Origin of the sequence: Streptomyces sp. NPDC001373, from assembly GCF_042895815.1 — a bacterium.
Classification (GTDB): Bacteria; Actinomycetota; Actinomycetes; order Streptomycetales; family Streptomycetaceae; genus Streptomyces.
In genome coordinates this window covers 85,169-108,260 of sequence record NZ_JBIAWQ010000015.1, presented here as the reverse complement: position 1 = coordinate 108,260, position 23,092 = coordinate 85,169, and the positions used below count along the sequence as shown (strand labels likewise).

The window sequence follows — 23,092 nt, the reverse complement described above, 5'->3', positions numbered from 1 at the left end:
TCGCCGAATTTGGAGACACAATGATCCCGTTGTCGTTCGCGCAGCGCCGGCTGTGGTTCGTGGACCGGTTCGATGGCCCCTCGCCGACCTACAACGGCGCCTTCGCCCTGCGGCTGACCGGTGAGCTGGACGCGGGCGCGCTCGAGGCGGCGCTCCGCGACGTCGTCGACCGGCACGAGGTCCTCCGCACGGTGATCGTCGAGGGCGACGACGGGATCCCGCACCAGCGGGTCCTGGCGTCCGGGGAGAAGCCGTTCGGCCTGCCGGTCCTCGACATCGCGCCGCAGGACCGGGCGGCGGCGGTCGACCGGGCGGCCAAGGAGACCTTCGACCTGGCCGCCGACGCGCCGATCCGCGCCACGCTCCTGCGGACCGGCCCGGGCGAGCACACCCTCGTGCTCGTGGTGCACCACATCGCCCTGGACGGGGAGTCCCTCGGGCCGCTGCTGCGCGACCTCGCCGAGGCCTACGCGGCCCGCCGGGACGGTGCGGCCCCCGCGTGGGAGCCGCTCCCCGTCCAGTACGCGGACTACACGCTGTGGCAGCGGGACGTGCTCGGCGACGAGACCGACCCGGACAGCCTGGCCGCCGGACAGCTGGCGTACTGGCGCGAGGCCCTGGCCGGCATGGCGCAGCCGCTGGCCCTGCCGACGGACCGCCCGCGCCCCAAGCGCACGGGCCCCGACGGCGGTCTGGTCCGCTTCCCGGTCGAACCCGGTCTGCTCGCCGCCGTGGAGAAGCTGGCCGCGGAGCAGGACATCACCGTCTCCATGGTCATGCACGCGGCGCTGGCGGTGCTCCTGCACCACCTCGGCTGCGGCGACGACATCCCCATCGGCGCGCCCATCGCCGGCCGCACCGACGAGGAACTGCGCGACCTCGTCGGCTTCTTCGTCAACACCTGGGTGCTGCGCGTCGACCTCTCCGGGAACCCGACCTTCCGCGAGCTGCTCCTGCGTGTGCGGGACCGGGCGCTGGCCGCCTACGACCACCAGGACATCCCCTTCGAGAGGCTGGTGGAGCTGCTCAACCCGGACCGGTCCACCGCCTACCACCCCTTCTTCCAGGTGATGCTCGCCTGGCAGGAGCCCCTGGGGAAGCTGGAGTTCGCCGGTCTCACGGCCGAGTCCGAGACGCTGGAGACCGGAACGGCCAAGTTCGACCTGTTCTTCAACATGATCCCGGACGCCTCGGGCGGGGCGGAGGTCCGCCTGGAGTACGCCACCGACCTGTTCGACGGAAGCACGGTCGAGACCCTCGCGGCCCGGTTCGTACGCGTGCTCGGCGCCCTCGCCGCCGACTCGGGCCGCACCGTCGGAGCCGTCGACGTCCTCGGCGACGCCGAGCGCGAGCTGCTCCTCGACCGGTTCAACGACACCGCCGCCGAACTGCCCCCGCTGACCGTCCCGCAGCTGTTCGAGGAGCAGGCGGCCAGGACGCCGGACGCCCCGGCGCTGGTGTGCGACGGCCGGACGCTGACCTACCGCGAGCTCGACGAGCGGGCCAACGGCGTCGCGTGGGAGCTGATCCGGCGCGGCGTCGGCCCGGAGGACCTCGTGGTGCTGGCGCTGCCGCGCACCGAGGACCTGGTCGCCGGCCTGCTCGGCATCCTCAAGTCCGGTGCCGGCTATGTGCCGGTGGACCCGCAGTACCTCGCCGGACGGGCGCGGACCGTGCTGTCCGAGGCCCGCCCGCGGCTCGTGCTCACGGACACCGCGACCGCCCGGGAGCTGCCGGAGCACGAGGTCCCGACCGTCAACCTCGACGACCGCGCCGCCTGGCAGACCGCACCCGTGGGGGCGCCGGACGACGACGCCCGCACCGCGCCGCTGGCCCCGGACAACCTGGCGTACGTGATGTACACCTCCGGCTCCACGGGCAAGCCGAAGGGCGCGGCGATCACCCACCGCAGCGTGGTCAACGGCGTACGGGAACTGGTGCGCGTCCTCGACGCGCCGCCCGGCTGGAAGATGCTCTCGGGCACCTCCGTCAACTTCGACGTCTCGGTCTTCGAGCTGCTGACCACCCTGTCCACCGGCGGCACCGCCGAGGTCGTGGCGAACGCGCTGGCCCTCGCCGAGCGGGACGGCTGGGACGGCCACGTCCTCAGCGGCGTCCCCTCGGTGCTCGGCGAGCTGGTCGGCCACCTGGAGAAGGCGCCCGACGTGCGCTCGGTCGTCTTCGCGGGCGACGTGCTCCCGGCCCGGCTGGTGCGGCAGGTGCGCGAGGCCCTGCCCGGCGCGCAGATCGTGAACTCCTACGGGCAGAGCGAGAGCTTCTACGCCACCGCGTTCTCCGTCGCGGCGTCCGAGGAGTGGGAGCGCGGCGAGGTCGCGCCCATCGGCACCCCGCTGGGGAACATGCGCGCCTACGTGCTGGGCCCCGGCCTCACCCCGGTCCCGCAGGGCGTGATCGGCGAGCTGTACGTGGTCGGGACCTGCCTCGGCCGCGGCTACCACGGCCGCCCCGGGCTGACCGCCGAGCGCTTCGTGGCCAACCCGTTCGGCCCCGCGGGCGAGCGGATGTACCGCACGGGCGACCTGGCCCGCTGGAACGCCGACGGCCGGCTGGAGTGCGTCGGCCGCGGCGACGGACAGGTCAAGGTGCGCGGCTTCCGCATCGAGACCGCCGAGGTCGAGGCCGCGCTCACCGCGCACCCCGGCATCAGCGAGGCCGTGGTCATCGGCCGCGAGGCGCCCTCGGGCGGCAAGCGGCTCGTCGCCTACGTGGTCCACACCGGCGAGGGGGCCGTCGGCGACGACGGCGCCGGCGGCATCGGCGACGTGGACGTCCAGGCCGGCGCCTCGGCCGCCGAGCTGCGCCGGTTCACCGCGGCCCGGCTGCCCGACTACATGGTCCCCTCGGCCTTCGTGGCCGTCGGCCGGCTGCCGCTCGGCCCGACCGGCAAGCTGGACCGCTCGGCGCTGCCCGAACCGGAGTTCCTGGGCGAGGCGTACCGGGAGCCGCGCACCGAGGCCGAGAAGATCATCACCGCGGCCTACGCGGACGTGCTCGGCGTCGACCGGGTCGGCGTCGACGACGACTTCTTCGCCGTGGGCGGGGACAGCCTGCGGTCGATCCAGGTCGTGGCGCGGGCCCGGGCCCGGGGCCTGGACCTCACCACGCGGGAGATCTTCGAGTGCCGCACGGCGGCCCGGCTGGCCGAGGCGGCCGCCGACCGAGGCGACCGGGCGCCCGTGCTCGCGGAGCTCGACGGAGGCGGCGTCGGCCCGATGCCGCTCCAGCCGGTGGCCCGGCACGTGTTCGAGCACGGCGGCGGGCTGAACCGTTTCGCCATGTCGATCGTGCTGGACCTGCCCGAGAGCATCGACGAGGCCGGCCTGGCCGCGACGCTCGACGCCGTGCTCGACCGTCACGACCTGCTGCGCTCGCGGCTCGTGCGCGACGGAGGGGAGCCCTCCCTCGTCGTGCGCCCGCAGGGCTCCGTACGCGCCGCGGACCTGGTCCGCCGCGTCCGCGTCGCCGGCGGGTGGGACGACCCCGCGGCGCTGGAGGCGGCCAGGGCGGAACTGGACGCCTCGGCCGGCCGGCTCGACCCCGCTGCCGGGACCATGGCGGACTTCGTCTGGTTCGCCGCGGACTCCGGCGAGGGCCGGCTCCTCGTGGTCCTGCACCACCTGGTCGTCGACGGGGTCTCCTGGCGCATCCTCATGTCCGACCTCGCCGAGGCCTGGCAGGAGGTCCGCTCCGGCCGCACCCCCGACCTGCCCGCAGTCGGCACCTCCGCCCGCCGCTGGGCGGCCGCCCTGGAGTCCGAGGCGCTCTCCCCGGAGCGGGAGGAGGAGCTGGACCACTGGCGCGACGTGCTGGAGTCCGCCAACCTCCCGCTCGGCGAACGCGCCTTCGACCCGGCCGTGGACCTGATGTCCACCCTCGACACCGTACGGGTGCAGCTGCCCGCCGACGTCACCGAGGCCGTGCTGACCCGGCTCCCCGCGGCGTTCAAGGGCACCGGCACCGACGTGCTGCTCGCCGCCCTCGCCCTCGCGGTCAACCGCTGGCGCGGCGACGACCGCTCGACCCTGGTCCGGCTGGAGGGCCACGGCCGCGAGGAGGACGCCGTCCCCGGCGCCGACCTCTCCCGCACCGTCGGCTGGTTCACCAGCATGTACCCCGCCAAGGTCGACGTGCGGGGCGTCGACCTGGACGGCGTCCTGGCCGGCGGCCCCGCGGCAGGAGAGGCGGTCAAGCGGGTCAAGGAGCAGCTGCGCGGCGTCCCGGACAAGGGCCTCGGCTACGGTCTGCTGCGCTGGCTGAACGAGGAGACCGCGCTCCAGCTGGAGGAGTACGCGGCCCCGCAGATCGGCTTCAACTACCTCGGCCGGATCTCCGACGCCGACGTGCCCGAGCACCTGCGCGGCCAGGGGTGGGCCCCGTCCGGCTGGTCCTCCGAACTGATCCCGATGCCCGACCCGGACCTGCCCGCGCTGTCCGCGCTGGAGGTCAACTCCGTCGTCACCGACACCGCGGAGGGCGCCCGCCTCCAGACCGTGTTCATGTTCCCCACCGGCGTGCTCTCCCGCGAGCGGGCCTCCGCGCTGGCCGGCCTGTGGGCCGAGGTGCTGCACGGCATGGCCGCGTACGCCGCCCGCCCGCGGATCGGCGGGCTCACGCCCTCCGACGCTCCGCTGGTCCCCGTCGGCCAGGACGAGATCGACGGCTGGGAGGAGCGCTACGGCCGGCTGGTCCAGGTCTGGCCGCAGGCCCCCGGCCAGTCCGGCATCCAGTTCCAGGCGGCCCTCGCCGACGGCAGCTTCGACGTCTACCACATGCAGTTCGTACTGCACCTGTCCGGACCCGTGGACCCGGCGCGGATGCGGGCGGCCGGGCAGGCCCTCCTCGACCGCTACCCGAACCTGCGCTCCGCGTTCCTCGCCACCGCCGGCGGCGACCCGGTCCAGATCGTGGCCGAGCACGTCGCCGTGCCCTGGCGTCACCTCGACCTGACCGGCCGCGACGAGGCCGAGCAGGACGCCGCGCTCGACGCGGCCCTCGCCGCCGACCGGGCCGACCAGCTCGACCCCGCGCGGCCGCCGCTGATCCGCCTGGCCCTGCTCACCTGCGGGCCGCAGCGCTCCAAGCTCATCGTCACCGCCCACCACACCCTCTTCGACGGCTGGTCGTCGCCGCTGGTCATCAAGGACCTCGTCCGCCTCTACGCCGGCGACGAGGAGCTCCCCCCGGTGCGCGGCTACGGCGACTACCTCGCCTGGCTGTCCCGGCAGGACCGGGAGGCCTCCGCCGCCCGGTGGAAGGAGGAGCTCGACGGCTTCGAGCAGCCCACCCTGGTGGCCGCCGACCGCACCGCCCGGGGGGAGGCCGAGGCCCTCGGCCGCGTCGAGGTCCCGCTCTCCATCGACAAGGGCCGCGAGCTCGCCCGCCGCGCCGCCGAACTCGGCGTCACGCTGAACACCCTCCTCCAGGGCGCGTGGGCGGTCCTGCTCTCGAAGCTCACCGGGCAGCACGACGTGGTGTTCGGCGCCGCCGTCAACGGCCGCCCGGCCGACCTGGCCGGCTCGGACGAGATGGTCGGCCTGTTCATCAACACCCTGCCGACCCGCGTCCGCTGCCGGCCGGGCGACACCCTGGCCGAGGTCGTCACCGACCTCCAGGACCGGCAGGTGTCCCTCCTCGACCACCACTACTACGGCCTGGCCGACATCCAGCGCGGCGTCGGGCTGCCCTCGCTGTTCGACACCATCGTCGTCTTCGAGAACTACCCGATCGACCGCGAGGGCATCGTCGAGGCCAACGAGTCGGCGGGCTTCACGATCGACGCCATCCGGCCCTTCGCCGGCTCGCACTACTCGCTCACCCTCAACTCCTCCGACCCCTACCTGCGGCTCTCCCTCGACTACCAGACCACCCTCTTCGACCGCGACGCCGCCGAGGTCCTCGCCGCCCGGCTCGTACGGGTGCTGGACCGGGTGCTGGAGGACCCCCGGACCCCCGTCGGCGCCGTGGACGTCCTGTCGGACGAGGAGCGCCACCGGCTGGTCTCCGGGGTCAACGACACGGCGCACCCCGTCACGGCGGACACCCTCCCGGGGGCCTTCGAGGCCCAGGTCCGGCGCGAGCCCGACCGGGTGGCGCTGATCGGCGAGCACGAGACCCTGACCTACGCCGAGTTCAACCGCCGCGCCAACCGCCTGGCGCACTGGCTGGTGGAGCAGGGCGCGGGCCCCGAGCGGCTGGTCGCCGTGAGGGTCCCCCGCTCCGTGGACCTGATGGTCGCCGTCCACGCCGTGGTGAAGGCCGGCGCCGCCTACGTGCCGATCGACACCGAGCTGCCCGAGGACCGGGTCCGGCTCGTGCTGGAGAGCGCCGACCCGCTGCTCGTGCTCGACGCGGACCTCCCGGACGTCTCCGGATACCCGGAGACGGACCCCGAGCGCGTCCTGTCCCCGGACCACGCCGCGTACGTCATCTTCACCTCCGGCTCCACCGGCCGCCCCAAGGGCGTCCAGGTGGCCCACAGGGCCATCATGAACCGGCTGGAGTGGGGCCTGTCCCACTTCGGCGTGGGCCCGCAGGACCGGGTCCTGCTCAGCACGACGGCGAGCTTCGACGTCTCGGTGCCGGAGATCTTCGCACCGCTCCAGGCGGGCGCCGCCGTGGTCATCGCGCGCCCCGACGGCCGCCGCGACCCGGCCTACCTCGCCGACCTGATCCGGCGCGAGCGGGTCACCGGCGCGGACTTCGTGCCCTCCCTGCTGGAGGCCTTCGCGGGCGAGCCCTCGGCCAGGGACTGCGGGAGCCTGCGCTGGATCGAGGTCGCCGGCGAGGCGTTCCCGCCCGCCCTGGCCAACAAGGTCTCCGGCCTCCTGCCGGACCTCGGCGTGTACAACCTCTACGGCCCCACCGAGGCCTCCGTCGAGGTCACCGCCCACCGGCACCGGCCGGGCGCGGACCGGGTGCCGATCGGCGCACCCGTGTGGAACACGCAGGTGTACGTGCTCGACGCGGCGCTGCGCCCCGTCGCCCCCGGCGTCGCCGGCGAGCTCTACCTGGCCGGCACCGGGCTCGCCCGGGGCTACCTCGGCCAGACCGGCCTCACCTCGGAGCGCTTCGTCGCCTGCCCGTTCGGCGCGCCGGGCAGCCGGATGTACCGCACCGGCGATGTCGTGCGCTGGAACGGGGACGGCGAGGTCGAGTACATCGGCCGGTCCGACTTCCAGGTCAAGCTCCGCGGCTTCCGCATCGAACTCGGCGAGATCGAGCAGGCGATCGCCGCGCACCCGGACGTGGACAACGCCGTCGCCCTGGTCCGCGAGGACCGCCCCGGCGACCAGCGCCTCGTCGTGTACGTGGTCCCCGCGGCCGGCCGGACCCCGGACCGGCTCGACCCCACGGCCCTGACGGACCTGGCCCGCGAGCACCTGCCGGAGTACATGGTCCCCTCCGCCGTCGTACCGCTCGCCGGGCTCCCCTCCACGCCGAGCGGGAAGCTCGACCGCAAGGCCCTGCCCGCACCGGACCTCCCCGCGCGGACCGAGCCCGGACGGGGCCCGCGCAACCCCACCGAGGAAACCCTGTGCCGGCTGTTCGCCGAGCTGCTGGGCGTGGAGGAGATCGGCATCGACGTCGACTTCTTCGACCACGGCGGGCACTCGCTGCTGGCCACCCGGCTCACCGGCCGCATCCGCAACGCCCTCGACGTCGACGTGAAGGTCACGACGGTGTTCCGCAATCCGACCGTCGCCGGGCTGGCGGAGCAGATCGCGGAACTGGCCGAGTCGAACCGCCCGCAGCTGCGCCCCCGACTGGGCCAGATGACCGTATCGGAGACCCGTCGATGATCCCGCTCTCCTTCGCGCAACGCCGGATGTGGTTCCTCCACCGCCTGGAAGGCCCGACCGCGACCTACAACATCCCGTTCGTCCTGCGCCTGGACGGGCCGCTGGACACGCGGGCCCTGGCCGCGGCGGTGCGCGACGTCGTCACCCGGCACGAGAGCCTGCGCACCCTGATCGCGGAGGACGCGGACGGCACGCCCGAGCAGCTGATCCTGCCCCCGCAGGAGGCGGACCCGCAGTTCCGGGTGGCCGACGTGGCCGCCGACGCCGTGGACGCCGCGCTGCGCGCGGCCGTGGCCGAGCCCTTCGGCCTGGACACCGAACTGCCCCTGCGGGCGACCGTCTTCCGCGTCGCCCCGCAGGAGCACGTCCTGGCGTTCGTCTTCCACCACATCGCGGCGGACGGCGCCTCGATGGGCCCGTTCCTGCGGGACCTGATGCAGGCGTACGCCGCCCGCCACGCGGGGAGCACGCCGCACTGGGCGCCGCTGGAGGTGCAGTACAAGGACTACACGCTGTGGCAGCAGCAGCTGCTCGGCGACGAGGCCGACCCGCAGAGCATCGCGGCGGGACAGCTGGACTACTGGCGCCGGGAGCTGGCCGACGTGCCGCAGCCGGTGAACCTGCCGCTGGACCGGCCCCGGCCGGCGGTGGCGAGCCACCGCGGCGGCCACGTCTCCTTCGAGCTGGAACCCGGACTCGTCGCCCGGCTCGGGAAACTGGCCGCCGCGCACGGCGCCACGGCCCCGATGGCCGCCCAGGCCGCGCTGGCCGTACTGCTCCAGAAGCTGGGCGGCGGCGACGACGTGACGATCGGCAGCCCCATCGAGGGGCGCACCGAGGAGGCCCTGGCCGATCTGATCGGCTTCTTCGTCAACACCTGGGTGCTGCGCGCCGACCTGTCGCGCAACCCCTCCTTCGGCGAACTCCTGGAGCAGACGCGGGACAAGGCCCTCGCCGCCTACGACAACCAGGACGTCCCCTTCGAGCGGCTGGTCGAGCTGATCGGACTGGACCGCTCCACCTCCTACCAGCCGCTGTTCCAGACCATGCTGGCCTGGCAGTTCGTCTGGCCGGAGATGGAGATGCCGGGCCTGCGGGTCACCCCCGTCGCCCTGGGCACCGACACCGCCAAGTTCGACCTGTTCTTCAACATCGTCCCGGACGCCACCGGGCGCGCGCACGGCCGCCTGGAGTACGCGGCCGAGCTCTTCGACCACCCCACGGCCGTCGCCGTCGTCGACCGGTTCGTGCGCATCCTGGAACAGGCGGTCGCCGATCCCGCCGTGCGCGTCGCGGACCTCGACGTCCTCGACGCGGCCGAGCGCGCCTGGCTGCTGGACACGGCGAACGACACCGCCGAGCCCACCCTGGAGCCGGGCCTCGTCGAGGCCGTCGCCCGGCAGGCCCGCACCGCACCGGACGCCCCCGCCGTCATCGGCGAGGAGGAGACGCTGACCTACGCGGAGCTGGACGCCCGGGCCAACCGGCTGGCGCACTGGCTGATCGGCCGCGGAGTGCGCCCCGAATCCCCGGTGGCCGTCCGCCTGCCCCGCTCGCCGGAGCTCGTGGTCGCCCTGCTCGCCGTCCTCAAGGCGGGCGCCGCCTACGTCCCGATCGACCCGGACCACCCCGAGTCCCGGATCGGCCACATCCTCGCCGACTCCCGCCCCGCCCTCGTGCTCGACCCCGGGACGCTGGCCGGTGCGCACGGCGGCGCCGGACACCCCGACACGGCCCCCGCCCCGCGCGTCACGCCCGACCACACCGCCTACGTCATCTACACCTCGGGCTCCACCGGCGCCCCCAAGGGCGTCTGCGTCCCGCGCGGCGCACTGGACAACTTCCTCGCCACGATGGGCCGGCGGGTCCCGCTGTCGCCCGCCGACCGGTGGCTCGCGGTCACGACCGTCTCCTTCGACATCGCCGCCCTGGAGCTCTACCTGCCGCTGGTGTCCGGCGCGGCCGTCGTGCTCGCCGGCAAGGACACCCTCGCCGACCCCTCGCAGGTCGTGGCCCTGCTGCGCCGCCACCGGGTCGGCGTGGCGCAGGCGACCCCGGCGTTCTGGCAGATGCTGCTCACGCACGAGCCGGACGCCGCGAAGGGCCTGCGCGTCCTCACCGGCGGCGAGGCCCTGCCGGCCCGGCTGGCCGGGACGCTCGCCGCCGCGGCCGACGAGGTGTTCAACGTCTACGGCCCCACCGAGACCACCATCTGGTCGACGATGGCGCCCGTCGGGCCGGACGCCGGCGTGGCCATCGGCACGCCGATCGGCAACACGCGGGTGTACGTGCTGGACGCGCGGCTGCGCCCGGTCCCCCGCGGCGTGCAGGGCGAGCTGTACATCGCCGGGGACGGCCTGGCGCGCGGATACCAGGGCAGGCCCGGGCTGACCGCCGAGCGGTTCACGGCCTGCCCCTTCGGCCCCGACGGCACCCGCATGTACCGCACCGGCGACCTCGTCCGCTGGTCCGGGGACGGCCGCCTGGAGTACGTCGGACGCACCGACTTCCAGGTGAAGGTGCGGGGCTTCCGCATCGAGCTGGGCGAGATCGAGAACGTGCTGGCCGGCCACCCCGGCGTGGCCCAGGCCGTGGTCGTCGTGCGCGAGGACCGGGAGGACGACAAGCGCCTCGTGGGCTACGTGGTGCCCGGCCCGCAGGGCGCGGCGGCCGACGCCGATGCCGACGCCGAGGACGCCGCGAGGGTGGACGAGTGGCGCCAGGTCTACGACGACACCTACGCCGGCTCCGGCGACGAGGCGCTCGGCGAGGACTTCGAGCTGTGGACCTCCTCCTACGACGGCGAGCCGATCCCGCGCGGGCAGATGCTGGAGTGGCAGGACGCGGCGGTGGCGCAGGTGCTGCGGTACGCGCCGCGCCGGGTGCTGGAGATCGGCGTCGGCTCCGGCCTGCTGCTGGCGAAGATCGTCGGCCGGGTCGAGGAGTACTGGGGCACCGACATCTCGGCCACCGTCGTCGACCGCGTCCGCCGGCAGGCCGAACAGGCCGGCCACGGCGACCGGGTCCGGCTCAGCGCCCAGGCGGCGGACGACGTGTCCGGGCTGCCCCGCGGCGCCTTCGACACGGTCGTGCTGAACTCGGTGGTCCAGTACTTCCCGAGCGCCGACTACCTGGACCGGGTGCTGCGCGAGGCCGTGGAACTGCTCGCCCCCGGCGGCCGGGTGATCGTCGGCGACGTCCGCAACGCCGCCACGCTGCGGACGCTGCTCACCGCCACGCAGCGCGCGGCGCACCCCTACGCGGCGCCCGAGGAACTGCGCGGCCTGGTGGAGAAGGCGCTGTTCGCCGAACGGGAGCTGGTCGTCGCCCCCGAGTGGTTCACCGACTGGGCGCAGGGCCGCCGCGTCGGCGTCGACATCCGGCTGAAGGCGGCGTCGGCGCACAACGAGCTGACCCGGCACCGCTACGAGGTCGTCCTGCACAAGGAGCCGGCCGACGCGCTCGACCTCGCCGGCGTACCGGCCGTGTCCTGGAGCGGACCCGAGGACCTCGCCGGACTGGCCCTGCGGGTGGACCGTTCGGGCCCGGTGCGCGTGACCGGGATCCCCAACGCACGGCTGGCCGAGGAGTCCGCCGCGGCCGTCGCGGCGGGCGTCCTCGACCCGGCGCCCGGACAGGGCGCCGGACCCGCCGACCCGGAGGAACTGCGCCGCGCGGCCCGCGACCACGGCCGGGACGCGGTCGTCACCTGGTCCGGCGCGGACGCACGCCTCTTCGACCTGCTCCTGCTGCCCGCGCCGCAGGCCGGCCCGCGGCCCGTCACCGGAGCCTTCGCCGCCGGCACGGGCGGGCGGACCCGGGCGAACGACCCCTCGCTCGCCTCGTCGATCGGCCCGCTGCTCGCCCGGCTGCCCGAGTACCTGCGCGAACGCCTCCCCGACTACATGGTCCCCACCGCGATCGTGCCGCTCTCGCAGATCCCGCTGACCCCGAACGGGAAGCTCAACCGCAGGGCGCTGCCGGTACCGGACTACGCGCAGGCCTCCACCGGCCGGGCGCCGCGCGACGAGCGCGAGGAGACCCTCTGCGCGCTCTTCGCCGAAGTCCTCGGCCTGGAGCGGGTCGGCATCGACGACGACTACTTCGCCCTCGGCGGCGACAGCATCCGCTCCATCCAGGTCGTCGCCCGGGCCAAGGCCCGCGGCACGCTCATCACCGTGCGGGAGATCTTCGAGCACCGCACGGTCGCCCGGCTCGCGGAACTGGTGGACGGGCGGGACGAGGAGACCCCGGCCCTGGCCGAGCTGCCCGGCGGCGCCGTCGGCCGGGCCCCGCTGCCCCCGGCCGCACGGGACCTCCTCGCGCGCGGCGGCGGCATCGGCCGGCTGTGCACCTCCAGGGTGCTGACCCTGCCCGAGGGCGTCGGCCGCCCGGACCTGACCGCGGCGCTCCAGGCCGTCCTCGACCGGCACGACGTGCTGCGCGCCCGGCTCGACCGGGACGGGCCCGGCCTGTTCGTGGAGCCGTCCGGCAGCGTGGACGCCGGCGCGCTGCTGCGGGAGGTCCGGGGCGACGCCGTGCAGGCCGAACTCGACGCCGCCGCCGGCCGGCTCGACCCCGACGCGGGCGTCATGGCGCAGTTCGTCCGGCTCACCCCCGGCTCGGGCGCCGGCCGGCTGCTGATCGTCGCGCACCGCCTGGCCGTGGACGCGGTGTCCTGGCCGATCCTGGTCGCGGACCTGGTCCGCGCCTGGCAGCGGGCGCGCGACGGCCGCACCCCCGAACTCCCCCGGACGGGCACCTCGTACCGCCGGTGGGCCCACGCCCTGGCCGACGGGGCGGCCGGCCCCCGGTCCGCCGAGACGCAGCCGGCCCCGTACGCGGACGAGCCCCTGCTCGGGGCGCGCCGGCCCGACCCGGCGCGGGACCTCGCCGCCACCGCGGACACGGTACGGGTCCGGGTCCCGGCGGACGTCACGGCGGCCCTGCTGGACCGGCTGCCCGCCGCCTACCGCACCGGCGCCGAGGACGGGCTGGTCACCGCGCTGGCGCTGGCGCTGGCCCGCCACCGCGAGACCCGCGCCCTGCCGGGGGCGCCGGCATCGGTCCGGCTGGAGGGGCGGGACCGGGCCGGGCACGCGGTGCCCGGCGCCGACCTGTCCCGTACGGTCGGCTGGCTCACCGCGGTCTTCCCGGCCCGCCTCGACCTGGCCGGCGTCGATCTCGCGGACGCGTTCGCCGGCGGACCGGCCGCCGGACGGGCGCTCAAGGCCGTCAAGGAGCAGGTGCGCGCGGCGGCCGGCCACGACCTGCCCGATACCCCCGCCGCACCGCAGATCGGGTTCGGCTACCTCGGCCGGAGCTCCGGCGAGGAGCTGCCCGGGGAGCTGAGCGGCCTCGGCTGGGCGGCCGACCCCGCGTACCGGGACCTGACCGCCGCGCCGGACGCCGACATGCCGGTGCCCTCCGCCCTGGAGGTCGGCGTCGTCGCCGTCCCCGCCCCCGGCGGTGACGAGCTGGCCGCCATCTTCGCCTTCCCCGCCGGGGTGCTCCCCCGGGAGGAGGTGGCCGAGCTGGCCGGGCTGTGGGTCCGGGCGCTGACCGCCCTGGCCCGGCACGCCGCGGCCCCCGGCGCCGGCGGACTGACCCCGTCCGACGCGCCCCTCGTCGGCGTGAACCAGGAGGAGATCGACACCTGGGAGGCCCGCTACGGCAGGCTGGCCGAGATCTGGCCGGCGACCCCGACCCAGTCCGGGATGCTCTTCCACACGATGCTCGCCGGAAGCGCGTTCGACCCGTACCACAACCAGCTGGTGTTCCACCTCTCCGGCGAGGTCGACCCGGAGCGCATGCGCCGGGCCGGGCAGGCCCTGCTGGAGCGCCACCCCAACCTCCGTGCCGCGTACGTCGACCGGGCCGACGGCGACGTCGTCCAGGTGGTGCCGGCCGAGGGCGTGGCCCTGCCCTGGCGGTACCTCGACCTGACCGGCGCCGACGCGGCCGGGCGCAGCGAGGCGTTCGAGCGGTTCCTCGTCGAGGACCGGGCCGCCCACTTCGCCGTGGACGCCCCGCCGCTGATCCGGCTGTCCCTCGTCGTCACCGAACCGGGCCGCGCCGACCTCGTGATGACCTCCCACCACGTGCTCTTCGACGGCTGGTCCACGCCCCTGCTGATGCGGGACCTGCTGCTGCTCTACGGCTCCCGCGGCGACCCGGCCGCCCTGCCCGCGGCCCCCGACTTCGGCGCGTTCCTGGCCTGGCGCGCCGGGCAGGACGAGGAGGAGTCCGCCCGGGCGTGGACGGCCGAGCTCGACGGGGTCGAGGAGCCGACCCTGCTCGCCCCCGGCGCCGAGGGCATCGGGGACGAGGGCGTCGCACAGCTCGACGTGCCGCTCCCGGCCGAGGAGGCGCGGGCCCTGGCGGTGCGCGCAGCCGAGCTGGGCGTCACCGTCAACACCCTGGTCCAGGGCGCCTGGGGGCTGCTGCTGGGCCGGCTCACCGGCCGACGGGACGTGGTGTTCGGCGCGACCGTCTCCGGGCGCCCGCCCGCGGTGACGGACGTGGACGCCATGGTCGGGATGTTCATCAACACCCTCCCCGTACGCCTCGCGTACGCCCCCGGCGACACCCTCGCCGAGATCCTCACCCGGCTCCAGGGCCGGCAGGCCGGCCTGCTGGACCACCACCACCGCGGACTCACCGAGGTCCAGCGGGCCGTCGGCCGGCAGACCCTCTTCGACACGCTGTTCGTCTTCGAGTCCTACCCCGTCGACCGGGAGGGCCTCGCCGCCGCGAGCACAGCGGCGGACGGCATCGCCTTCACGGGCCTGCGCCCGGCCACGGCCACCAACTACCCGCTGGCCCTGATGGCGGCGGCCGACCCGCACCTCCAGCTGATCTTCCAGTACGCTCCGGGCGTCTTCGGCCGGGACGCGGTGGAGGTGATCGCCGACCGCCTCGTGCGCGTCCTGCGGCAGGTGGCGGCCTCCCCGGAGCTGAAGGCCGCACAGCTGGAGGTCCTGGAGCCGGCCGAACGCGACCGGCTGCTCTCCGCCTTCAACGACACGGCCGTGCCCACTCCGGACACCACCGTGGGCGGCCTCGTCGAGGCGCAGGCCGCCCGGACCCCGGACGAGCCCGCCGTGGTCGCGGGGGACGAGACCCTCACCTACCGCGAACTGAACTCGCGGGCCGACCGCCTGGCGGCCGAACTCGCCCGCCGCGGCGTGGGGCCGGAGTCGCTGGTCGCGCTGGCCCTGCCGAGGACGGCGGAGCTCGTCGTCGGACTGCTCGCGGTCCTGAAGGCGGGCGGCGCCTACCTGCCGGTCGACCCCAGGTACCCGAGCCACCGCCTGGCGGCCATCCTCGCCGAGGCGGGCCCGCGCCTGGTCCTGACGGACTCCGCGACGGCCGCGGCGCTGCCCGGGCACGAGGCCCCGGACCTCCTCCTCGACACGCTCGACCCGGCCGGGGACGCCACCGGGCCCGCCCGGCCGCCCCACCCGGACCAGCTGGCCTACGTGATGTACACCTCCGGCTCCTCGGGCACGCCCAAGGGGGTCGCCATCACCCACGCGAACATCGTCAACGGCGTGCTGGAACTCGCCTCCCGGGTGGGGATGGAGCCCGGCAGGCGGCTCCTCGCGGGCACGTCCGTCAACTTCGACGTCTCGGTGTTCGAGATCTTCACGACCCTCGCCGCCGGCGGGGTCGTCGAACTGGTCCGGGACGTCCTGGTGCTGGGCGAGCGGAAGGAGGGCTGGAGCGGCAGCGTCATCTCCACCGTCCCCTCCGCCTTCGCCGAACTCGTCGACGGCATCGCCGGCCGCACCGCCGTGGAGACGGTCGTCTTCGCCGGCGAGGCCCTGCCCTCCTCGCTCGTCGAGAAGGTGCGCGGCGCCTTCCCGGGCGTACGGGTCGTCAACGCCTACGGGCAGAGCGAGTCGTTCTACGCCACCGCCCACACCGTCTCCGGCGAGGCCGCGGACCGGGCCGGCAGCGCGCCCGTCGGCACCCCGCTCGGCAACATGCGGACCTACGTCCTGGGCCCCGACCTGGCACCGGTGCCCCAGGGCGCGGTCGGCGAGCTGTACGTCGGCGGCAACGTGGGCCGCGGGTACCAGGGCCGCGCCGACCTGACGGCCGACCGCTTCGTGGCCGACCCGTTCGGCCCGGCCGGCTCGCGCATGTACCGCACCGGCGACCTGGCCCGCTGGAACGGCGAGGACCGGCTGGAGTACGTGGGCCGCGCGGACGCGCAGGTCAAGGTGCGCGGCTTCCGCGTCGAACCCGGCGAGGTCGAGGCCGCGCTCACCGCGCACCCCGCCGTCGCCCAGGCGGCCGTCATCGCCCGGCCGGCGGCGTCCGGCTCGGGCGGGCAGCTCGTCGCGTACGCCGTCCCCTCGGGCGCGACGGACGCCGAGGAGCTCCGCCGGTTCACCGCCGGACGGCTGCCCGAGTTCATGGTGCCCTCCGCCTTCGTCCTGCTGGAGCGGCTGCCGCTGATGCCCAACGGCAAGCTGGACCGGGCCGCCCTGCCCGAGCCCGAGTTCACCGGCGCCCCCTACCGCGCGCCCCGCACCGCCCGCGAGGAAGCGCTGGCCGCACTGTTCGCCGAGGTGCTCGGGCTGGAGCGGGTCGGCATCGACGACGGCTTCTTCGAGCTCGGCGGGCACTCCCTGCTCGCCACCCGGCTCATCAGCCGCGCCCGGACCGAGCTGGGGCTGGAGATACCCATCCGCAAGATCTTCGACCTGCCGACGGTGGCCGCGCTCGCACCGTGGCTGGAGGAATCGGCCGTCCCGCGTCGCCCCAGTCTGCGCCAGATGTTCGTATGAGGAGTGAAGCAATGATTCCGCTGTCCTTCGTGCAACGCCGCACATGGTTCCTGCACCAGCTGGAGGGTGCGGAGACCTGGAACATCTCCTCGGCGTTCCGGCTGACCGGGCGACTGGACGAGGACGCCCTCCTCGCCGCGCTCCGCGACCTCGTCGACCGGCACGAGATCCTGCGCACCACCTACCTGACGGACGACGACGGAGAGCCCTACCAGCTGATCCTGCCGCTGGAGCGGGCGCTGGAGCAGGTCCGGGTGCCGGTGGCCGAGGTGGCCCCCGAGGACGTGCCCGCCGCCGTCGACGAGACCGTCGCGCACTGGTTCGACCTGGAGACGGAGATCCCCCTGCGGGCACGCCTGCTGCGCTCCGGACCCGAGGAGCACGTCCTGGTCCTGGTCGTCCACCACATCGCCTCGGACGGCAGCTCGGGCGCGCCGCTGGCCCGCGACCTGGCCGCGGCCTACAACGCGCGCCGGTCCGGCCGGGCCCCGGACTGGGAGCCGCTGCCCGTCCAGTACAAGGACTTCACGATGTGGCAGCGCGAGGTCCTCGGCGACCTGGCCGACCCGGGCAGCCTCGGCGCGCAGCAGATCGCCTACTGGCGGCGGGAGCTGGAGGGCGTCCCGCAGCCGCTCGACCTCCCGCTCGACCGCCCCCGCTCCGTCGAGGCGGGCACGGACGGCGACGCGGTGCCCATCCCCGTCGCCGCCGAGGTGATGGCCGGACTGCAGAGGCTCGCCGACGGGCGCGGGCTGACCATGTCGATGGTCATGCAGGCCGCGCTCGGCGTGCTGCTGGGCAAGCTCGGGGGAGGCGAGGACATCCCGGTCGGCACCCCGATCGCCGGCCGCACCGACGAGGCGCTGAACGACCTGATCGGATGCTTCGTCAACAACCTGGTCATCCGCATGGACCTCTCCGGCGACCCGACCTTCGCCGAACTGCTCGCCCAGGTGCGCGACAAGGCGCTGGCCGCCTACGAGCACCAGGACGTGCCCTTCGAGGTGCTGGTCGAACAGCTCAACCCCGACCGCTCCGCCGCCTACCGGCCGTTCTTCCAGGTGATGTGCGGCTGGCAGAACACGGAGAAGTGGTCCCTCGAACTCGACGGCCTGACGGTCGAGTACCGGCAGGCCCTCCTCGCGACCACCCAGGTCGACGTGTTCTTCAGCATGACCACGGACGAGACCGGAGCCCTGCGCGGCGACATCTCCTACGCCACCCACCTCTTCGACCGGGACACCGTCGAGGACATGGCCGCCCGCTACGCCCGCGTCCTGGAGCAGCTCGCCGCCGACCCGCAGGCCCGCATCGGCGACGTCGACGTCCTCGTCGACGGCGAGCGGGAGCGGCTGCTCGTCGAGGTCAACGACACCGCCGAGCCCACCCTCGAAGGCGGCCTGGTGCAGGCCCTCCGCCGGCAGGCCGAGGCCGCCCCGGACGCCCCCGCCCTCGTCTCCGAGGAGGAGACGCTCACCTACCGCGAACTGGACGCCCGCTCGAACCGCCTCGCGCACTGGCTCGTCGAGCGCGGCGTGCGCCCCGAGTCCCTGGTCGCCGTGTGCCTGCCGCGGACCGCGGACCTGCCGGTGGCCCTGCTCGCCGTGGTGAAGGCCGGCGGCGCCTACGTGCCGATCGACCCGGACCACCCGCGCTCGCGCATCGACTTCGTCCTCGACCAGGCGAAGCCGGCGCTCGTGCTCGACGCAGACACCCTGGCCGCCGCGGACTACGGGCGGTACCCGGACTCCGCCCCCGAGGTCACCGTCCGCCCGGACAACACCCAGTACGTCATCTACACGTCCGGCTCGACGGGCACCCCCAAGGGTGTGGCGGTCCCGCGCGGCGCGGTGGCCAACTTCCTGGCCGCGGCCGGGCGCCGGTTCCCGCTGACCGCCGCCGACCGGATGCTGTTCAGCACGACCGTCTCCTTCGACATGGCCAACACCGAGCTGTACCTCCCCTTCGTCTGCGGCGCCGCCATGGTCCTGGCGAAGAAGGAGACCGTCACCGACCCGTCGGCCATGGTGGCCCTGCTGCGCCGCCACGACGTCACCGTGGTCCAGGCCACCCCCGGCTTCTGGCAGATGCTGCTCACCCACGAGCCGGACGCCGCCCGGGGCCTGCGGATCATCACCGGCGCGGAGGCCGCCCCCGTCCGCCTCGCCGACACCCTGGCCGAACAGGCCGCCGAGGCCGGCAACTGGTACGGACCGTCGGAGACCACCACCTGGTCCACCACGGCTCCCCTCAAGGCGGGCGCCGGCGTCGCCATCGGCACGCCGATCGGCAACACACAGGTCTACGTGCTCGACGCCCGGCTGCGCCCGGTCCCGCGCGGGGTGCAGGGCGAGCTGTACATCGCCGGCGACGGACTCGCACGCGGCTACCAGGACCGTCCGGAGCTCACCGCCGAGCGGTTCGTGCCCTCCCCGTTCGGCCCCGCCGGCGCCCGCATGTACCGCACCGGCGACCTCGTGCGCTGGAACAAGGCGGGTCAGCTGGAGTACATCGCCCGCACCGACCACCAGGTCAAGGTCCGCGGCTTCCGGATCGAGCTCGGCGAGATCGAGCACGTGCTGGCCGGACACCCCGCCGTGTCGCAGGCGGCCGTCGTGGTGCGCGAGAGCCGGCAGGGCGACAAGAGCATCGTCGGCTACGTGGTGCCCGAGGCGGACGCCGACGGCGCCGCCGCACTGCTCCCGGAGCTCACCGCGTACCTGCGCGGACGCCTCCCGGACTACATGGTGCCGTCCGCGCTGATCCCGCTCACCGCGATCCCGCTGACCCCCAACGGCAAGCTCGACCGGCAGGCCCTGCCCGCGGAGCACACCACCGCCCCGGCCGGCGGGGCGCCGCGCAACTCCCACGAGGAGAGGCTGGCCGCCGTCTTCCGCGAACTGCTCGACCGGGAGGACGTCGGCGTCGACGACGACTTCTTCGCCCTCGGCGGCCACTCGCTGCTCGCCACCCGCCTCAGCGTCCGCATCCGCAAGGACTTCGACGTCGAGCTCCCGCTGAGGACGATCATCAAGTTCCCGACGGTGGCCGAGCTCGCCGCGCTGCTGCTCGCCGGCGCCGTCCCCGACGAGGTCGCCGACCCGTTCGGCGTCGTCCTGCCGCTCAACAGCGACCCCGGCACCGGCAGGAAGCCGCTGTGGTTCTTCCACGGCGGAGGCGGCCTGGGCTGGGCGTACTTCAGCTTCGTGACGCACGTGCAGGGCCGGCAGGCCTACGCCCTCCAGTCGCGCGGTGCCGACGGCCGGGCCCCGCTGGTGGAGTCCATCGACGAGATGGTCGACCACTTCATCGGGGAGATGCTGGAGATCCAGCCGGAGGGCCCCTTCAACCTGGTCGGCTGGTCCTACGGCGGCACCCTCGTCCAGGCCGTGGCGGCGGGCCTCGCCCGGCGCGGCCACGAGATCGCCCTCACGGCGATCCTGGACTCCCAGCCGGGCGGCCAGGGCTGGTCGGAGATCCACCGCAACAAGACGGTGGACGACTACCGCGACGAGCTCGAGGACTTCTTCGGCCAGTACATCGGCACCGGGAACCAGCAGGACTTCCTGGACAACATGGCTCAGGTCCTGGCCAACAACACGAACCTGATGATGGATTGGGAGTCCCCCGTCTACGACGGCGACGTCGTCTTCTTCCACGCCACCCTCAAGGACGAGATGTACGCCCACCTGTGGCGCCCCTACGTCCTCGGCACCATCGAGGAGCACGACGTGGCGGCCACCCACCACGAGATGAACCTCCCCGGACCCGTGTCCGAGGTCTTCGAGGTCCTCAACCGGAAGCTGGCGGACCTGGCATGACGAACCGTCGGACGGATGATCGGAGCTGGTCGCGATGACGGAAACCACACTGCTCTGCGTGCCCTTCGCCGGAGCGGGCCCCTCGTTCTTCCACCCCTGGAGGGAGCTGGCCGCCGGCCGGTGGCGCGTGACCTCGGTCGAGCTGCCGGGCCGGGAGCGGCGGATCATGGAGGAGCCGTACCGCAACGTCTTCGAGGCGGCCAAGGGCTCCGTCGACGACGTGGTGGCCGACCTCGGCGAGGGGGCGCGGACCGTCCTGTTCGGGCACAGCCTGGGCGCGGTTCTCGCCTACGAGCTGGCCCACCTGCTGGGCGAGCGCGGGGTGCGGGTCGAAGGGCTGGTCGTCAGCGGTTCGCCGGGTCCCTGGACCCAGCGCGAGCGGCGGGCGGCGGGGCTCCCGGACGAGGAGTTCCTCGCCCGGGTCGAGGAGTTCGCCGGGTTCCGGCACGAGGCCCTGGACCACCCGGAGATGCGCGAGCTGATCCTCCCCGTGCTCCAGGCCGACTGCGAGATGCATGAGAGCTACGTACCGAGCACCGACGTACCGCTGGCGGTGCCGATCTGCTCGCTGCGCGGGGCCGTCGACGGTCTGGTCACCGAGGAGGAGGCCCGGCAGTGGCAGGCGGCGACCACGGCCGGCTTCACCTATGCGGAGTTCCCCGGCGACCACATGTACCTGGTCGACGCCGGCCGGGAGGTCCTCGACGTGATCGCGGCGCAGTCCCTCAGATCAGCGGAGACGGACTCCAGCACCGTGTCAGGGGCGTGACAGGTGGATGACAGGCCCGGAGAGGAAAGTGGAGGCATGAGAAGTTCAGCGATCGCAGTTTCAGGGCTGCGCAAGGCATACGGTGACAAGGTCGTGCTCGACGGCATCGACTTCGACGTCGCCGCGGGATCGGTCTTCTCCCTGCTCGGCCCGAACGGGGCGGGCAAGACGACGACGGTCAACGTCCTGACGACGTTGATGAAGGCCGACGCCGGCACGGTGCGCGTCGCCGGGCACGACGTGGCGACCGAGACCAAGCGGGTGCGGGGGGCCATCGGCGTCACCGGCCAGTTCGCCGCGGTGGACGAGCTGCTGTCGGGCCGGGAGAACCTCCAGCTGATGGCGGACCTGAAGCGCGTGCGCGACGGCGGCCGGGTGGTCACCGGGCTGCTGGAGCGGTTCGACCTGGCGGAGTCGGCGGACAAGCAGGCCTCGACCTACTCCGGCGGCATGCGCCGGAAGCTGGACCTGGCGATGACCCTGGTCGGCAACCCGCAGGTGATCTTCCTGGACGAGCCGACGACGGGCCTCGACCCGCGCAGCCGGCGCACCATGTGGGGGATCGTCCGCGAGCTGGTGGCCGAGGGCACCACCATCTTCCTCACCACCCAGTACCTGGAGGAGGCCGACCAGCTCGCCGACCGCATCGCGGTCCTCAACCAGGGCCGGCTGGTCGCCCAGGGCACCCCCGAGGAGCTCAAGCGCCAGATCCCCGGCACCCACGTCCGGTTCCGCTTCGCCGACGTCGTCGAACTCGACGCCGCGGCCCGGGTCCTGACCGAGGCCGTCCGGGACGAGGAGGAGCTGACCCTGCGCGTTCCCGGCGACGGCGAGACGCGTTCGGTGCGGGCCCTGCTGGACCGGCTGGACGCGCACGCGCTCGACGCCCAGGAGTTCTCCGTGCAGCGCCCGGACCTCGACGACGTCTTCCTCGCCCTGACCGACCAGTCGGGCACCGAGCACACCAGCAAGGAGGCGATCGCACAGTGAGCACGGTCTCGACGCCGTTGGCCGATTCGGCGATCATGCTGCGCCGCAACCTGAAGCACACCGTGCGCAACCCCGTCACGGTCTTCAACGCGGTGCTGTTCCCCATCATCATCATGCTCATGTTCGTCGGGGTGTTCGGCGGCGCCTTCAGCGTCGGCGAGGACTACGTCGACTACGCCACCCCCGGCCTGCTCGTCATGGCCATCAGCTACGGTCTGGGCGCCACCGCCACGGCCGTGAACGACGACATGACCAAGGGCATCATCAACCGCTTCAAGGTCATGGACGTCTCCCGGGGGGCGATGCTGACCGGACACGTCATCATCACCTCGGTGCGCTGCCTGGTGGCCTGCGCCGCCATCGTCGGCGTGGCCTTCGCGATGGGCTTCGACCCGGCCGCGAGCGCCCTGGACTGGCTCGGCGTCGTCGGCGTCATCGTGCTGCTGAGCTTCGCGGCCGGCTGGCTCACCGTCGCCACTGGCCTGGCCGCCAAGACCGTGGAGTCGGCCGGCCTGGCCACCGTCCCGCTGATCATGCTGCCGTTCCTCAGCACCGCGTTCGTCCCCGCGGAGACCATGGGTACCGGCATCCGGCAGTTCGCCGAGTACCAGCCCTTCACCCCGATCATCGAGACCCTGCGCGGGCTCCTCACCGGCCACCCCTCGGGCGGCGACGCGCTCGCGGCCGTCGCCTGGTGCGTCGGGCTCGCCCTCCTCGGCTACGTGTGGGCGGTCTCCACGTTCAAGAAGCGGGCGTGACCTGGGCCTGAGAGCGGACGACGGAGGACGGCGGCCGCCGGCCCCCCCCCCCGGGGGGGCCGGCGGCCCCCCCCCCCCCGGGGCCCCCCCCCCCGCGGGGGCGGCCCCCCCCCCCCCCGGGCCGGGCCGCCCCCCG

At 74.3% G+C, this 23,092-nt stretch carries 6 protein-coding genes; all 6 read left to right on the top strand.

The features are described 5' to 3' along the window. Positions 1-20 precede the first annotated feature (20 nt). The 6 genes from ACFY15_RS27970 to ACFY15_RS27945 are packed head-to-tail and all read left to right on the top strand — an operon-like array spanning position 21 to position 22,956. Complete coding sequence (locus ACFY15_RS27970; protein ID WP_390826285.1) at positions 21-7,820, top strand: amino acid adenylation domain-containing protein; 7,800 nt, start codon at positions 21-23, stop codon at positions 7,818-7,820. Continuing rightward, positions 7,817-16,618, top strand: coding sequence for an amino acid adenylation domain-containing protein (locus ACFY15_RS27965; RefSeq protein WP_390826284.1), 8,802 nt, complete (start codon positions 7,817-7,819; stop codon positions 16,616-16,618). The genes ACFY15_RS27970 and ACFY15_RS27965 overlap by 4 nt, the downstream gene beginning before the upstream one ends. An 11-nt stretch (positions 16,619-16,629) precedes the next feature. Then, positions 16,630-20,439 carry an amino acid adenylation domain-containing protein gene (locus ACFY15_RS27960; RefSeq protein ID WP_390826283.1) on the top strand — a complete coding sequence of 1,270 codons (3,810 nt, stop codon included), beginning with the start codon at positions 16,630-16,632 and terminating at the stop codon, positions 20,437-20,439. Positions 20,440-20,473: 34 nt separating this feature from the next. Then, a complete protein-coding gene (locus ACFY15_RS27955; protein ID WP_390826282.1) occupies positions 20,474-21,208 on the top strand; it encodes a thioesterase II family protein in 735 nt (244 codons plus the stop codon). Positions 21,209-21,244: 36 nt separating this feature from the next. After that, positions 21,245-22,198, top strand: coding sequence for a daunorubicin resistance protein DrrA family ABC transporter ATP-binding protein (locus tag ACFY15_RS27950; RefSeq protein WP_042811509.1), 954 nt, complete (start codon positions 21,245-21,247; stop codon positions 22,196-22,198). Beyond that, the gene (locus ACFY15_RS27945) at positions 22,195-22,956 is read left to right on the top strand and encodes an ABC transporter permease (protein WP_390690368.1); all 762 of its coding nucleotides are present in this window, start codon (positions 22,195-22,197) and stop codon (positions 22,954-22,956) included. The genes ACFY15_RS27950 and ACFY15_RS27945 overlap by 4 nt, the downstream gene beginning before the upstream one ends. Positions 22,957-23,092 lie beyond the last annotated feature (136 nt).